Here is a 16,049-nt window from a genome sequence, read left to right as displayed (position 1 = left end):
TGATTGACGGCTAAGCAAAATAAAGAACGCCCAGCGACGCCAGCTTACTGGCTCCGGTCACTTCAGGCAAATTGCTTGGCAGGTTATGGATACGGCGTTGTGCCAGCCAGGCAAAGGCCATGGCTTCCATGTAGTCGCTGTCGACCCCGCGGTCACTGGTCTGAGCCACGGTCCAGTCTGGCAATAAAGCGGCCAGACGCTCCATCAGCAGCGGGTTGCGTGCTCCACCGCCACACACCAACAGCTCTGGCGCAGGGCCGGAGTGAAACGCGCCGACTTCGTTGGCGATGGTTTGGGCGGTGTATTCGCACAGAGTGCGCTGCACATCGGCGGCGCTTAGCTCAACGTCTTGCAACTGCGGCATTAACCACGGCAGATTAAACAGTTCACGTCCGGTGCTTTTCGGGTACGGCTGAGTCAGATAAGGCTCTTGCAGTAGTCGCGCCAGCAACGCTGGCACTACGTCTCCCTGGCACGCCAGACGGGCATCCTGATCATACTTGAATCCGTTGTGCTGTTGACACCAGGCATCCAGCAACAGGTTGCCCGGACCGGTGTCGTAGCCCAGAACGTGTTCGCCCGGACGAAGAACAGAGATGTTTGCCACGCCGCCAATATTGAGTACCACCACGCAGGAGTCGGTGGAGTGGAAAATCGTCCGGTGAAAAGCGGGTACTAAAGGTGCGCCCTGGCCGCCCAGCGCCATGTCTTTGCGGCGAAAATCGGCCACGGTATCAATGGCGGTTTGCGTGGCGACAATATTGGCATCACCGAGCTGCATGGTGAATGGTGCGGTACCGGACGGTTGATGGAATACTGTCTGTCCGTGGTTACCGATCGCGCGGACTTGCGCCGCCTCGTAACCGGATTTGTCCAGTAAAGCATTGACGGCATCCGCAAACAGATGACCGAGCAGGTGATCCAGTTCGCCGATTTCCACCAGATTGGTGGACTGACCGATACACACGTTAAGCAGGCGCTGTTTGAGAGCGTCCGGCATCGCGTATTCGTCGTACGCCAGCAGTTCAATGTCTTGATTTTCGATGGCCACCAGAGCGGTGTCGACACCGTCGAGGCTGGTACCGGACATTACGCCGATATAAAGTTCACGAGTCATGGTGTTCTCCTGCCAGTTGATGCGCCAACCGTGTGGCACCGTCGAGTGCATCGCCTTGCGCTGTGATGCAGCGTGCCTGCCACGCTAGTGAAAGGCGTGATTGATAGTATTGTCCCAGACTACCGAGAAAAACGATAGCTAAGTCATTATTTTTGCAGCAATCTTTCACAAGCTGCTCAATATGCTGTCCGCCCCGCTGAAGAATATCACAACTGACGCTGCACCCTTGCTGCGCATGGCTCAGCACCAACGGTGCCAGAGCCGCATAAGCGCAGGCGTCAGCCTGTTTGAGCCAGGACAGAATGGCAGCGCGCTGGCTGCCGAGTGAGGTCGCCAGCGTCAGAGTCAGCGGATTGGATTCATTGTTTTCATAGCTGCGGATCAGTGCCCGGACGGCTTGCATCCCCAACCAGGCACCGCCGCCCTGATCACCAATGGGGAAGCCCCAGCCGCCAAGCAGTGTGATATCCCCATTGGACTCCAGCCGGGTAGCAACGCTCCCGGTACCAATGGCCAGGCAGTTGACCGGTTCGCCCCGATTGGCACCCAGCAGCGAAATATGGGCATCGGAGGTGATCTGAAGGTGCGGGCAGAACGATAGTGCCTGCTCTAGCCCGGCTTTGAGGTGTGGATTGCCGCTGCCGGCCACTCCAATGGCGACAGCGCACTGCGCGGGGTTCAACTGATGGCTGGTCAGTTGCTGAGTGATCGCCTCACTCAGCAGCGCGTAAGCGTGTTCGCCCTGTTGCGTCAGGGAGGACGGCCCGAAGGTATGTTCGCTGATCGGGATGGGGCCGGATTCAGTTAATGCAGACAGACGCAGAGCGGTTTTGCTGCCGCCGCCGTCCACGGCCAGAAGATGGCTGATCATGAGCGTGCCTCCTGCATCTGGCTATGCTCTTGGGGCTGTGCTTTACCGCTCAGACACACCAGCAGGGAAACCAGCGTTCCGACACATAACTGGTAAGGGAAAGCGAGGCGAATGCCCACCCACTGTGGATAGACGATAGCCATCACACTGTCCCAGACGTAAGCCTGGAGCAACAGAGTGGTGGTAAACCCTGCCAATAATGCCCAGCCAACCGACGCCTGATTGCCGCGCTGGGTAAACAGAGCCGTAAAATAGACCCCCAATAGGCCAGTGTAGGCAAACACCATGACGCTCAAAGCGAAAGACAGCAGGGGCATGTCGGTGTATTGCTGCCAGTAGTAGCATAAAATCCCCATGCTGCCGAGTGTGGCGGCGGCCACGGCCATGCCCACCCGGCCAGCTTTTACATAGTGCATCTCACTTTGCTGACCATGACGAGCTTCTTTCCATGGCCTATACAGATCCTGAATGGCAACCGATGACATTGAGTTGAGGCCAGAGTTGAGGGTCGACAGTGCCGCAGCGACCACCCCGACAGTTACCAGACCACGCAGCCCGGCAGGCATTTCGTTTAACACGTAGTACATGAAAATAGTGACTTTCTCGCCATTGAAGCTTTGTACCACGTTCTTGCTGGCCATGCCCATCAGATCCGGACGTTGGTAGAAGATATACAATAACAAGCCGATCGACATGAAGATCAGTACCACAGGAATGGCGTACAAAATGGAGTTGATCATCGCCTGAGAGCCTTGTTTGGCATCTTTACAGGTCAGGACGCGTTGGGTCATGTCCTGATCCAGACCAAATGCGCCGATATTGAGCAGGACAAAGCCAGTGATACACGCCCAAAAACTGAAGGTGCCGGCCGGACTGAAATCAAGACGAAAATCTAGAAACGTCAGTTTGGATAACTGATCATTTCCCGGCGATTCCAACGCCTGAATGATTTGGCCCAAGTCTGCCGGGATCTGGCTCAGCAGGTAGACGATCACTGCCAGGGCTGCGCCGACATACACGATCAGCTGGATCAGATCACTCCAGATCACCGAGCGAATACCACCCATGTAGGTGTACGCCAATCCGACTACCACCAAAATCATCACCGAAGTGATCACACTCTGTGGCTCGATATTGGTAAACAGGATCATCGATACTGCAATGGCTGCCATATAAAGTCGTGAGCCTGAGGCAAAGACCCGTCCGATCAGATACATGCTGCCTGCGCGGCGTTTGGTCTTCTCGCCGAAACGCACCTGCAGCAGTTCATACACGGTGGACACTTTGCTCTGATAAAAGCGGGGGATCAAAACCCAGGCGACAAACAAGGCACCAATCACGGCTCCGATGTTGGTCGCCAGATAGGTCAGATTGCCGCGGTAACTGGATTCCGGGCCGCCGAGAAATGTAGCGGCAGATTGTGAGGTGGCCAGCACTGAAACTGCGACGACCCACATTGACATCGCGTTGCCGCCTAAGAAATAGTCTTTGGTTGAGGTTATCTTGACGCGGCTGAAATACCAGCCCGTGTAGGCGATGATGGCAAAGTAGATCGCAAAGACCATCCAGTCCAGCGAAGTAAACAAGGAATTCATAGCAGCTCCATAGCGATGAATGGACGACAAGTCCGGCATCTGTTCAGCATGGCGCGGGTCTTGCCAATCCGCAAAAGCTATTCCGCGGCGGAATCGTTACCGGGCAGGTTGTATGAGCACGCTCTCAGTTTTGAGCATAAACTATTCCTGACATGGCTAATACAAGGAATAGTTATTCTTAGGTTAAGCTGATATCTACGATGGAGAACGCGCAGATGAACGGACTCGCCAAACTCACTGCCCTGCTGCCAAAATTGTCGCCATCAGACAGCCGGATCGCGCACTATCTGTTGGATCACCCTCAGCAGGTGAAACAGTCGTCTTCGCCTGAGCTGGCGAGGGAGATTGGTGTCAGCCAGTCGACCATCGTCAAATTCAGTCAGAAGTTGGGGTATCAAGGGTTCTCTGAAATGAAACTCAAGTTGTACGAAAATGCGCTTGCCTATCAGCCCGTATCCCGCAAAATAATTCACGGCAGTATCAGTCGTAATGATCCGCCGGAACAGGTGATGGCCAAGCTGCTCAGCAGTAAACAACTGTCTCTTGAGCGTACCGTGTTGCTCAATGAGGGCCAGCACCTGACCCACGCTGCGGGGTATCTGCATCTGGCGAACAAAATCCAGATCGCCGGGGTTGGGGCTTCGTCGCTGGTGGCCAAAGATCTGGCCTACAAGTTGATGAAAATTGGCCACGCGGTGCATACAGAGCCGGATGCGCATATTCAAATTGCCAACGCCGCGGCTCTGACTGAGGCAGACGTGTTGATCGCTTTGTCGTACTCTGGCCGCAGTCAGGAAGTGCTGAAAATTGCTCAACTGGCACGCAGCCGCGGAGCGAAAGTGATTGGTGTTACCCAACTGGCGCCAACACCGCTGGATAAGCTCTGTGACATAAAACTGGTCAGCGCGGCCGATGAGGAGCAGATCCGCAGTTCATCCATCACGGCGCGTGACAGTCAGTTGCTGGTGACCGATCTGCTATTTATTGCGCTGACGCAGCAGGAAGAACAGGCTGATCAGTTGATAGAACAAAGTAAGTCCGCTGTGGCAACACTCAAACAATAAAGGAACAAGTATGGGACCGTTATGGCTCGATGTGGAAGGTTGTGAACTGACCGCAGAAGATCGTGAAATTCTTCAACACCCGACGGTGGGCGGGGTCATCCTATTTGCCCGCAACTATCACGACAATCAACAATTACAAGCGCTGACGAAAGCGATGCGGCAGGCGGCTGGCCGGTCCATCCTGATTGGCGTGGATCAGGAAGGCGGACGGGTGCAGCGCTTTCGTGACGGCTTTTCACTGATCCCGCCCGCGCAGCAGTATGCGTTGCACGATGAAGGTGAAAATCTTGCCCGTCAGGCGGGTTGGCTGATGGCCGCTGAGTTGATTGCCCATGACATTGACCTGAGCTTTGCGCCTGTGCTGGACAAAGGGCATGATTGTAAGGCAATCGGCAACCGCGCATTTGGCGACGATGTGGATACCATTGTGCGTTTCAGTCATGCGTTTATGCACGGCATGAAGTCGGCGGGCATGGCTACCACAGGAAAACATTTTCCGGGGCATGGCGGCGTGATTGCCGATTCGCATTTGGAAACCCCGTTTGATGAACGCGACGATTTGTTCACCAATGACATGCGTATTTTTAAAGCGCAGATTGATGCTGGCGTATTGGATGCGATGATGCCAGCGCATGTGATTTATCCGCACTACGATGCGCAGCCCGCCAGTGGCTCGGAATACTGGCTTAAGCAGGTTTTGCGTCAGCAACTTGGTTTTCAAGGCCTGATTTTTTCCGACGATCTGACGATGGAAGGAGCGGCGGTCATGGGCGGTCCGGCTGCCAGAGCGCATCAGGCACTGGTTGCCGGGTGTGACATGGTGCTGGTGTGCAATCAGCGTGATGCGCAGGTCGAAGTGCTCGACAATCTGCCCATTATGGATGTGCCTGCCGCAGTACCTTTGCTTAAAAAAGCCAGCTATTCACTGCAGGAATTACGTGGTTCGCAGCAATGGCAGCAAGCCTCACAAGCGATGCAGCGTATGCTGGAAGCCTGATCCTCTGAGCCGCTTTGGCGGCTCTGTTCAGTGAAACCCTAACATCTCTTTAAGGTTTTTCAGATAACGCCGGCTGACCGGCACTTTGTGTTCGCTCAGCGTGACAATTTCCGCCAGCCCGTTCTCCAGCAGTTTGATTTCTTTGATCGCCTTGATATTAATCAGATACTGGCGATGACAGCGCACCAGTGGCGTTTTCTCCTCCAGCACTTTGAGTGTCAGCTGGCTGGTGGCCGTTTGTTCATGCGTCTGGATTTGCACACCGCTGATGTCGCTGAAGGCACACTCTACATCCTGAGTCGGAATGATCACAATGCGATTGTGGCCGAAGCACGGCACCTGAGCGAGCGAAGAGGGCGCCAGAATCGAGATGTCCTGGTTGGGACGCTGACTTTTGACCAGGCGTTTGATGGTTTTCTTCAATCGCTCGGTATCGACCGGTTTGAGCAGATAATCAAACGCATTGTCTTCAAATGCCTGAACGGCGTACTGATCGTAGGCCGTCACAAACACCACTTTAGGCATGGTGTCCGGATCGAGCATGCCCAACAGTTCAATGCCGGTGATCTGGGGCATCTGAATATCCAGAAAGACCACATCGGGTTTGAGCTGGTTGATTTTCTTAAGACCTTCAATGGCGTTACTGGCCTGATCCATCACCTCTATCTGGCCGGTTTCTTCGAGCAGTTCGCTCAGCTCTTCACGCGCGAAGAGTTCGTCGTCAATGACAAGTGCTGAAAGCATGTGACTACCTTAGTACGTTCCCTGATGTGGAATAATAAAACTCATTCTGGTGTATTGGTTCGCGGCAACATCGATCTGCAACGCGGCGAGACGACCAAATTTATTGGTCAGCCGCTTGTCCACAATTTGCATGCCGAGCCCGGTGTGTGCCTCCTGCGGTGGTGTATACAGCCCCGCATTGTCTTCCACCACGATCCGAGCTCCGTCCGGCAGCGGCTGAGAGTATATGCGAATGTGCCCGTCTTCAAGTAATTGCGACGTACCGTGTTTGATTGCATTCTCCACCAATGGCTGCAATGTAAAGCTTGGCAGATTTCGTTCCAGAAGCGAGTCGTTGATGTTGATCTCGACCTCTAAGCGGTCGGAGAAGCGCGCGGTTTCGATCGTCAGGTAGGCGTTGACGTGCGCCAGTTCCTCTTTGAGGGTCACGGTCTCGATGTTCTGTTTGAGGTTGCTGCGAAAAAACTGCGATAAATGTTGGATCAGAGCGCGCGCTTTCTCAGGATCCCGACGAGTGATGGCACTGATGGTATTGAGGGCATTGAACAGGAAGTGCGGATTGACCTGGGCATGCAGCAGTTTGATTTCCGCCTGAGACAACAACAGTTGCTTTTGCTGATATTCACCATAGAGGATCTGACTGGAGAGCATTTGTGCGATGCCTTCAGCCATCGACATATTGATGGTCGAAAACAATTTACGCTTTGGTTCATAGAGTTTGATCGTGCCAATCACTCGATCCCCGGCGCGCAGTGGGATGATCAGCGCAGAGCCCAACTTGCAGTCTTTCGATAAAGAGCACTGATAGGGGCTGTCTTTACCGTCGAGGTAAATGATGTCGTTCTGTGCAATCGAGTCGAGCGTGCTTTGCGATGAGATCGGCGTGTTCGGTTTGTGGTGATCATCGCCAATCCCGACAAAGGCCAGAATTTTCTCTTCATCGGTGATCGATACGGCGCCCACGTTGGTTTCTTCGTACACGATCCGGGCGATTTTTTCCGCATTGCGGGTGTTAAACCCAGACGCCAGAATGCCCACAGATCGATCCGCAATATTGAGTGCCCGGCGGGAAAACGTGGCGGAGTATTCTTCAAAGATGGTTTTGCGATCCTGCAGTATGCTCATAAACAGCGCGGCCCCGACCGAGTTGGCGATGATCATGGGGGCCGCAATCGCCGACACCAGCACATAAGCCTGATCAAACGGTTTAGCAACCAATAAAATGATCAGCATCTGGACGATTTCAGCCACCAGAGTGATGGAAAACACCACACTGGGGTTAAACAGCGAAGCCGTTTTGCCTCTGCGCAGCAGGTAGGTATGCAACAAACCACCAATCAGGCCCTCTGCTGTGGTGGATATGGCACAGGCGAGATCAGTAAAGCCGCCCAGTGAGTAGCGGTGTATGCCACCGGTAAAGCCAACCAGAAACCCGACCACCGGCCCGCCAAACAGTCCGCCCATCACGGCACCGATGGCTCGGGTATTGGCAATCGCATCATTGATCTGCAAACCGAAGTAAGTCCCCATAATACAGAACAGCGAAAATAGAACATAAACACTGAGTTTGTGACTTAATCTGCTGGAGATGTTTAAAAGCGGTAGGAAGATCGGGGTTTTACTTAGCATGTACGCCAATACCAGATAAACACACATCTGTTGCAGCAGCGAGAGAATAAGGTCCATAGTCAGTTCCATCGGGGTCTTCCGCATATTTTAGGTAAGTTGATACCAAGAAAATACGCTCTGTCCGTGTTTTTTTGATTAAAGAGTTAATACATTGCGGTGTAAATAATAATTTACATCAAATGTTTTTGTTGCTTTACGCTTGCATTCTGTTTCTAGCCTGATAAGGTAAGTTTTGTTGAGTTTGTGAGCTCAATGTTACGTTTGGTGTAAATTTAAATATACAGGTGTTAAGATGCAAAAAAGTGAATTGAGCAACATTAATATTATGGAAGAGCAGGTGCTGATCACACCGGATGAACTCAAGGCAAAGCTGCCCTTGAGTGATAAGGCTCGTCGCTTTATTCAAGAGTCCCGTCAGACCATTGCCAACATTATCCATAAAAAAGATCACCGCCTGCTCGTGGTATGTGGTCCTTGCTCTATTCACGATATCGACGCCGCCAAAGATTACGCCAAACGTCTGAAAGCCCTGTCTGAACAGCTCAATGATCAATTGTATATCGTGATGCGTGTGTACTTTGAAAAACCGCGTACCACAGTCGGCTGGAAAGGGTTGATCAACGATCCACACCTGGATGGCAGTTTTGACATTGAACATGGTTTGCATGTTGGGCGTCAATTGTTGGTGGAACTGGCTGAGATGGAAATCCCGTTAGCGACGGAAGCCCTCGATCCTATCAGTCCGCAGTACTTGGCCGACACCTTCAGTTGGGCTGCCATCGGTGCCCGCACAACGGAGTCTCAGACTCACCGTGAAATGGCCAGTGGCTTATCGATGCCCATCGGGTTTAAAAACGGCACAGACGGCAGCCTGGCTACCGCTATCAATGCGATGCAGGCGGCTTCTTCCAGCCACCGTTTTATGGGGATCAACCGGGAAGGCCAGGTGGCTTTGCTGACCACACAAGGTAACCCGAATGGTCATGTGATTCTGCGTGGCGGCAAGCAGACCAACTACGATTCGGTCTCCGTCGCTGAGTGTGAGCAGGAAATGAGCAAGTTAGGGTTGGAAGCGTCTCTGATGGTGGACTGCAGCCATGCTAACTCGCGCAAGGACTACCGTCGTCAGCCGCTGGTGGCAGAAGATGTGATCCATCAGATTCGTGAAGGTAACACGTCGGTCATTGGCCTGATGTTAGAGAGCCATATCAACGAAGGTAACCAGTCATCTGATCTTGCACCAAGTGAGATGGAGTACGGTGTGTCGATCACCGACGCCTGTATCAATTGGGGGGCAACTGAGGCACTATTGCGTCATGCTCATGAAGAGCTGGTGCCGTTTTTGGAAAACCGTCTCAAAGGTTAAGTGAAAGGAAAGTTGGATGGCTGTAGAACTGAATGAACTGCGCGAGCAGATTGACAGTGTCGATAAACAGATACTCAATTTGCTGGCCGAGCGCTTGTCACTGGTAGAAAAAGTCGGAGAGGTGAAAAGTCAGCACGGCCTGCCGATTTATGCCCCGGATCGCGAAGCGGCGATGCTGGCTTCTCGCCGTGAAGAGGCTGAAAAAATCGGCGTTCCGCCGCAGTTAATTGAAGACATTCTGCGCCGGACGATGCGCGAATCCTACGCCAGTGAGAAAGATTCGGGTTTCAAGTGCCTTAATCCAGAGCTGCGTTCTGTGGTGATTATCGGTGGTCACGGTCAACTGGGGGGCTTGTTCGCCCGGATGTTCCGTCTGTCCGGCTATACGGTAAAAATCTTGGGCAGCAAAGATTGGGAGCAGGCCGATGAACTGCTCGCGGACGCTGGGTTGGTCGTGGTGACGGTACCGATTCACCTGACGCAGGGGGTGATCGAACGTTTAGGCCATTTGCCACACGACTGCATCCTGTGTGACCTGACGTCAATTAAATCCAAGCCATTGCAGTCGATGCTTCACGTACACTCCGGACCGGTTGTCGGGTTGCATCCAATGTTTGGCCCCGACGTACCGAGTCTGGCAAAACAGGTGATCATCTACTGCAACGGGCGTGGCAGCGAGCAATATCAATGGTTGCTGCAACAGTTCTCTATCTGGGGGGCGAGTTTATGCCTGATCGATGCCGGTGAACATGACCATGGGATGACCCTGATTCAGGCGTTACGTCACTTTACGTCGTTTGCTTACGGTCTGCATCTGAGCCGTGAGAATCCCGATCTGGACAAACTGGTTCAGCTCAGCTCACCCATTTATCGCCTTGAGCTGGCGATGGTTGGTCGACTGTTCGCTCAGGATCCCAATCTGTACGGAGACATTATTCTGTCTTCAGGCGAGAATATTGAGATGATCAAACGCTTCCATCGCTGCTTTGGTGAAGCGCTGCACATCCTAGAAGGGCATGACAAACAGGCGTTTGTGACCAGTTTTAATCAAGTCAGTGAGTGGTTTGGCCCGTACTCACAACAGTTTATGCGAGAGAGTCAGAACTTGCTCAAGCAGGCCAATGATTCCATCCATCGCGGCTAAAACTGCGTAGATGTGGTACAAAAAGAGCAGCCCGAAGGCTGCTCTTTTTAATGGGGGCTCGGCGAGTTTGCATCGCGGCGCTCGTCGTTGCTGGCGGTTCGGACAGACTCGTTCGGGTAAGGGTGCTGAGTGAGTGCGACCTGCAACTTGACGACCTGATTGACCTGAGCGACCAGTGAAGCCCATTTGACGTGCTTCTCAGCTTTGAACAGCGATTCAAAGTTTTCAGGTGTCCAGGACATCAGGTTGTGCGGGTTAAGGGGGCGTCCAAGAAAACGCACTTCATAGTGCAGGTGTGGGCCGGTGGAGTTTCCCGAGTTGCCGCACTCTGCAATCAGATCGCCTTTGCTGACAAACTGGCCCGCGCGAACTTTGAATGCTTTCAGGTGAGCGTAAGAGCTGGAAAAGCCGAACGCGTGTTGTAAGGTCAGGTAGTGGCCGTACCCCTGGGCACTGGGCCGGGCTGACTCCACCACGCCATCGGCGGGGGCGTACACGGCTTCTCCCATATTACAGGTCAGGTCGATCCCCGCGTGGGTATGGCGTTTACCTGAAATCGGATTGATCCGGCTGCCAAATTCCGATGACACCCGGTTGTAGTTAAGCGGGGTATCGTTTGGGATCATGCGAAACAAGGTGGCGCGCACTGCTGAGTCAATCGCGGCGGCGTCAAGACGCTGCTCGAGACTGTCTTCATCCTCAGGCTGGCTGTCGCCGGCAAGGCCAAGTACGGATTCCACATCATAGACCCGGCGGCCGAGCAGTTGAAGCTGATTACGTTTGGTCTCCAGCTCCTGGCTCAGAGCATGCGTTTCATCCTGTTGTTCGCTGTTGAGCTGGGTGAGGTAGGTGACCTGGGTCTGCTGCTTAATCAAAGCGCTTTCAAGTTGATGTTTCTGGGTGTAGAGGTACAGCAGCGCGGAGCCTGACAGCAGGCTGAACGACAGCAGACCAGCGGCAACAAGTCCGCTTGTTATCAGGCCTTTTTTTGACAAATAAAAGCTGCGATCCCCTGATGGTGTGGGAATCGAAATAGTAATACGTTGTGACATCTCGGGTGTGCTACTCGGCGCTATCGCCTAAATCTGTCAGGTGTTTCAGCTCTCTGTGTAACAGAGCGTCGTCACCGACATTGAGTTCGACCAACCGCTTCAAGTGTCCGATACTTTCAATATCAATATGATCAATGCTGGCACGGAGCATATTGCTATTCATACTAACCACTTTGGCAACCAAGCCGATAGAGACATCACTGTCAGGAAGCGAAAACTGAATATCTACGGTAGCGTCTGCGTTAAGTTGGGTTATGTCCGCATCGACAGACAGGAGTAACCCGTGGAGAGACAGATCGTGGATTTTACCATCCAGGGTCACGTCTCCCTGCCGGAGCTGTGCAGGCGCTTGATAAATCACGCGTGAAAAACGACGTCGTTCCATCTGAATGCACCTTACTGAGTGAGTATTGCTAACAGCATAGCAAACCACACCTTTATACGATGTGTCGTTACTCCGAAAAGGAGCATGGAGTCTGACGTCTCGCGGATTTTGTCACCGCAAAGAATAAAGGCCGCTATGATAGCGGCCTTTGCACAAAATACAAGCAGGATTATTTCGCAATACGTTTGTACTTGATGCGGTGTGGTTCTGCTGCTTCAGGGCCCAAGGTTTTCTTCAGCCAATCCATGTACTCGGTGTAGTTCCCTTCGTAGAAGTTTACCTGACCTTCATCACGGTAGTCGATGATGTGCGTCGCGATACGGTCGAGGAACCAACGGTCGTGCGAGATCACCATGGCACAGCCAGGGAATTCCAGCAGAGCTTCTTCCAGTGCACGTAGGGTTTCTACGTCCAGGTCGTTGGTCGGTTCATCGAGTAGCAACACGTTGCCGCCCGCTTTCAGCAGTTTGGCCAGATGGACACGGTTACGTTCACCACCAGACAGCTCGCCGATGACTTTCTGCTGATCTGAGCCTTTGAAGTTGAAGCGCGAACAGTACGCGCGCGCCGGAATTTCAAAGTTGTTGATCTTGATGATGTCAGCGCCTTCCGAAATTTCCTGGAATACGGTGTTCTTATCGTTCATTGAGTCGCGGAACTGCTCAACAGACGCCAGCTTCACCGTATCTCCCATTTCGATGCTGCCTGAATCCGGTTGCTCGGTGCCGCTCAGCATCTTGAACAGGGTCGATTTACCTGCACCGTTGGCACCGATAATGCCGACGATCGCGCCTTTGGGCATATTGAACGACAAGTCATCAATCAGGACGCGTCCATCGAATGACTTAGTCAGGTTTTTCACTTCAATGACTTTGTCACCCAGACGTTCACCTGGTGGGATAAACAGTTCGTTGGTTTCATTACGTTTCTGGTGGTCAGTGTTCTGCAGTTCCTCAAAGCGGGCCATACGCGCTTTGGATTTGGCCTGACGACCTTTCGGGTTCTGACGTACCCACTCCAGTTCTTTCTCGATGGTCTTTTGACGAGCTTTTTCCTGAGACGCTTCTTGCTGCAGACGCGCATCTTTCTGCTCTAACCACGAGGTGTAGTTGCCTTCCCATGGGATACCTTCACCACGGTCCAGTTCCAGAATCCAGCCCGCAGCATTGTCGAGGAAGTAACGGTCGTGGGTAATCGCAACGACGGTTCCAGTGTAGTCGACTAGGAAACGTTCCAGCCAGGCCACGGACTCTGCGTCCAGGTGGTTGGTTGGTTCGTCGAGCAGCAGCATGTCTGGTTTTTCAAGCAGCAAACGGCAAATCGCGACACGACGGCGTTCACCACCAGAAAGATGGGCGATTTTCTGATCCCACTCCGGGAGACGCAGGGCGTCTGCCGCGCGTTCGAGTGTGTTGTCGAGGTTGTGACCGTCTTTGGCCTGGATCAGTGCTTCCAGTTCACCCTGCTCTTTGGCCAGCGCATCGAAGTCTGCGCCGTCTTCTGCGTAAGCTGCATATACCGCATCAAGACGCTTTAGTGCGTCTGCCACATCAGAAACGGCTTCTTCGACGACTTCACGTACGGTTTTGGATTCGTCCAGAACCGGTTCCTGAGGCAGGTAGCCCACATTAAGGCCTGGCTGCGGACGCGCTTCACCATCAATGTCAGTATCAATGCCTGCCATGATGCGCAGCAGGGTCGATTTACCTGCACCATTAAGGCCAAGAACACCGATTTTTGCACCCGGGAAGAAGCTTAGAGAGATGTCTTTCAGAATTTGGCGCTTAGGTGGCACGATTTTGCTCACCCGCGACATGGTATATACGTATTCAGCCATTGCCGATCGTTCCTAAGTTTAAAACCAAGTAAAGGCAACATTTTATACCAAAGCCCTGCGTTTTGTTACCTCCTGAATGTGAAGGAAAGTGAATTTCGCTGTTTCATGGTGTGAAATAATACGTCGTTGAGTGCATATGTCGCACTTTTATGAATTTATGATTATTTACAGCTAATTTACATCCGAATGCTTTACATTTTTCCCTAGAATTAGGGTAATGAGAGGCGTTATTAAACTGAATAAACTATAGGATGAGAGGCGCATGACGCGAACGAGTTTTTCAAAACCGCAAAGCATTCTTTCGTCGGTGGTGGTGATCGCATCACTGGCCAGCGGTACCGCGTGGGCAAACTCTGATAAAGCACTGGAAACCCAACGTAAACTTTACGATCAGGCGCAGACGCTTCTGGACGCTAAAGAGGTCGATGCGTATCAACGGATGCGTTACAAAATTGCCGATTATCCACTGACCCCGTACGTCGATTACCGGACCTTTTTGATTGATCTTGGTGACAAGAGTCCGAGTGAGGTGACAAGTTTTATCGCTGAACACAAGGAGTTTCCTTTCTCGGCACGAGTCAGTGCTCCGTACCTGGCGGCACTTGCCCGTCAGCAGCAATGGCAGACGTTCTTAACTTTCCAGCCACAGCTTCCGTCTGGTGAAACTTATCAGTGCTATTACTATTACGCCAAATACAAAACGGGCAAAAAGCAGGAAGCGTTTGATGGCGCTAAACAGATGTGGCTCAATGGACACAGTGTGTCTGATGCGTGTGATCCACTGTTCAGTGTCTGGGATAAAGCAGGCTACAAAACGGACGAGTTAGTGATGCAGCGAATGCGGCTGGCATTCGATAATCGTAACAGCGCGTTACTGAGTTATCTGCAAAAACAACTCAAAGGCAACGACGCCAAACAAACCGCGAAAGCCATGCAGGATTTGCTGGCGAAACCACAGTCGGTGCAAAGCTACGCCGCATCACACAGCGCCAGTGAACATAACCGCCGGTTAGTGAAACGCTCTCTGGAACAGTGGGCCCGCCGCGACCCGGAAGCGGCTCAGCGTGCCTATGAGTCGGTGATGACCACGCAGAAATTCAGCGCAGAACAGCGTCAGGAGATGGCGGATTTCATAGCACTGCGACTGATGAATACGGATTCATCAATCGCTGCGGCGTGGCGGGATAAAATGGTCCGCAGTTCGCAGAATGGGGATTTGATTGAGCGACGCATTCGTCTCTCTATTCAGGAGGCTGACTGGAAGGCGGTGCAAAGTTGGATTACCGTTTTACCAGAATCGCTCAAACAGGATATGCGTTGGCAGTACTGGCAAGGACGTACAGACATTGCTCTGGGGAAAAAAGAGCAGGGCACAGCAACCTTGGAAAAGCTGCTCGGTAAACGCGACTTCTACAGCGCGGCGGCGTCCAAACAACTTGGCAAGCCGTTTGAATATCCAGTCACGAACGTGACACTTGATCGTCAAGCGGTGGCGCCTTATCAAGCGGCTCTGGCACGTATCCAGGAGTTGATAGCTCGCGATAAAATTGCCGCCGCCAAAAGCGAATGGCGCTGGTTGCTGTATCGTTCGACTCAGGCTGAAAAAGAGATGTTAACCGCGTACGCCGCCAGTCAGCACTGGCACCACTTGACCGTGACCGGTTCTATCTCTGCCAAAATGTGGAACAACATGAAGCTGCGTTTCCCGCTCGCTCATCAGTGGTGGTTTAACTTTTATGGCAAGAAGCACAATATCGATCCGATCACCTTAATGTCGGTGGCGCGGCAGGAGAGTGCACTCGACTCAGAGGCCCGCTCACCGGTTGGAGCGCGTGGCATCATGCAAATCATGCCGGCTACCGCCAAACACACGGCGAAGAAATACCAGCTCAGTTATGCCGGTGCGGACGAGTTGTACAATGTCAGCAAAAATATTGAAATCGGCAGTACTTATCTCAATGGGCTGTTGGAGCAGTACGACAACAACCGGATTTTTGCGTTCGCTGCCTACAATGCCGGACCGGGCAGGGTCAAGCAATGGCGTCAGCGCAGTGCCGGTGAGCTGGATGCATTCGCGTTTATTGAAATCATTCCGTTTCGTGAAACCCGTGGCTATGTGCAGAACATTTTGATGTTTGAAACCTATTACCGCGACTTGACTGGCGGAGCCGGTGATTTCCTCAAACCGGGCGAGCTGCGTACAAAATATTGATTCCATTGAGCGGCGAAAGCTCTACAATAGTGGCGT

At 52.7% G+C, this 16,049-nt stretch carries 13 protein-coding genes; 5 read left to right on the top strand and 8 right to left on the bottom strand.

Features of this window, described 5'->3' with window-relative positions; translation table 11 throughout:
- Positions 1 to 10 precede the first annotated feature (10 nt).
- The 3 genes from CAG64_RS06875 to CAG64_RS06865 are packed head-to-tail and all read right to left on the bottom strand — an operon-like array spanning position 11 to position 3,583.
- On the bottom strand, positions 11 to 1,117 hold the full coding sequence (locus CAG64_RS06875; RefSeq protein ID WP_161447363.1) for an anhydro-N-acetylmuramic acid kinase: 1,107 nt from the start codon (positions 1,115 to 1,117) through the stop codon (positions 11 to 13).
- The gene (locus CAG64_RS06870) at positions 1,107 to 1,988 is read right to left on the bottom strand and encodes a BadF/BadG/BcrA/BcrD ATPase family protein (protein WP_161447361.1); all 882 of its coding nucleotides are present in this window, start codon (positions 1,986 to 1,988) and stop codon (positions 1,107 to 1,109) included. The genes CAG64_RS06875 and CAG64_RS06870 overlap by 11 nt, the downstream gene beginning before the upstream one ends.
- Positions 1,985 to 3,583 carry a sodium:solute symporter gene (locus CAG64_RS06865; RefSeq protein WP_161447359.1) on the bottom strand — a complete coding sequence of 533 codons (1,599 nt, stop codon included), beginning with the start codon at positions 3,581 to 3,583 and terminating at the stop codon, positions 1,985 to 1,987. Before CAG64_RS06865 ends, CAG64_RS06870 begins: the two co-directional genes overlap by 4 nt.
- A gap of 215 nt (positions 3,584 to 3,798) precedes the next feature.
- On the opposite strand from CAG64_RS06865, the gene CAG64_RS06860 reads away from it, so the two are divergent.
- A complete protein-coding gene (locus tag CAG64_RS06860; protein WP_161447357.1) occupies positions 3,799 to 4,647 on the top strand; it encodes a MurR/RpiR family transcriptional regulator in 849 nt (282 codons plus the stop codon).
- 10 nt (positions 4,648 to 4,657) lie between these two features.
- Positions 4,658 to 5,644, top strand: coding sequence for a beta-N-acetylhexosaminidase (gene nagZ / locus CAG64_RS06855; RefSeq protein ID WP_161447355.1), 987 nt, complete (start codon positions 4,658 to 4,660; stop codon positions 5,642 to 5,644).
- A gap of 27 nt (positions 5,645 to 5,671) precedes the next feature.
- Here nagZ and btsR read toward each other — a convergent pair whose 3' ends face one another.
- Both btsR and CAG64_RS06845 read right to left on the bottom strand, forming a co-directional pair.
- Positions 5,672 to 6,388 carry a two-component system response regulator BtsR gene (gene btsR, locus CAG64_RS06850; protein ID WP_021705616.1) on the bottom strand — a complete coding sequence of 239 codons (717 nt, stop codon included), beginning with the start codon at positions 6,386 to 6,388 and terminating at the stop codon, positions 5,672 to 5,674.
- Positions 6,389 to 6,397: 9 nt separating this feature from the next.
- Positions 6,398 to 8,074, bottom strand: a complete 1,677-nt coding sequence (locus tag CAG64_RS06845; protein WP_161447353.1) for a sensor histidine kinase — start codon at positions 8,072 to 8,074, stop codon at positions 6,398 to 6,400.
- Positions 8,075 to 8,309: 235 nt separating this feature from the next.
- Between CAG64_RS06845 and CAG64_RS06840 the strand changes: the two genes are divergently transcribed.
- Together CAG64_RS06840 and tyrA are read left to right on the top strand one after the other, a co-directional pair.
- The gene (locus CAG64_RS06840) at positions 8,310 to 9,383 is read left to right on the top strand and encodes a 3-deoxy-7-phosphoheptulonate synthase (RefSeq protein ID WP_021705614.1); all 1,074 of its coding nucleotides are present in this window, start codon (positions 8,310 to 8,312) and stop codon (positions 9,381 to 9,383) included.
- 16 nt (positions 9,384 to 9,399) lie between these two features.
- Entirely contained in the window at positions 9,400 to 10,527 is a 1,128-nt protein-coding gene (gene tyrA, locus CAG64_RS06835) for a bifunctional chorismate mutase/prephenate dehydrogenase (RefSeq protein ID WP_161447659.1), read from the top strand.
- Positions 10,528 to 10,574: 47 nt separating this feature from the next.
- Here tyrA and CAG64_RS06830 read toward each other — a convergent pair whose 3' ends face one another.
- From CAG64_RS06830 to ettA, 3 genes are all read right to left on the bottom strand, one after another.
- Complete coding sequence (locus tag CAG64_RS06830) at positions 10,575 to 11,579, bottom strand: M23 family metallopeptidase (RefSeq protein WP_161447657.1); 1,005 nt, start codon at positions 11,577 to 11,579, stop codon at positions 10,575 to 10,577.
- Positions 11,580 to 11,589: 10 nt separating this feature from the next.
- Positions 11,590 to 11,964, bottom strand: a complete 375-nt coding sequence (locus CAG64_RS06825; RefSeq protein WP_161447655.1) for a PilZ domain-containing protein — start codon at positions 11,962 to 11,964, stop codon at positions 11,590 to 11,592.
- Positions 11,965 to 12,133: 169 nt separating this feature from the next.
- Entirely contained in the window at positions 12,134 to 13,801 is a 1,668-nt protein-coding gene (ettA, locus tag CAG64_RS06820; protein ID WP_021705610.1) for an energy-dependent translational throttle protein EttA, read from the bottom strand.
- Between the two features lie 262 nt (positions 13,802 to 14,063).
- Here ettA and sltY point away from each other — a divergent pair, with 262 nt between their 5' ends.
- A complete protein-coding gene (gene sltY / locus CAG64_RS06815) occupies positions 14,064 to 16,013 on the top strand; it encodes a murein transglycosylase (RefSeq protein ID WP_161447654.1) in 1,950 nt (649 codons plus the stop codon).
- The last annotated feature ends 36 nt before the right edge of the window (positions 16,014 to 16,049 follow it).

The sequence above is a fragment of the Vibrio sp. V38_P2S17PM301 genome (genome assembly GCF_009904845.1).
GTDB classification, from domain to species: domain Bacteria; phylum Pseudomonadota; class Gammaproteobacteria; order Enterobacterales; family Vibrionaceae; genus Vibrio; species Vibrio proteolyticus.
The sequence above is the reverse complement of the archived record's forward strand: the minus strand, read 5'-3'. Positions and strand labels throughout refer to the sequence as shown.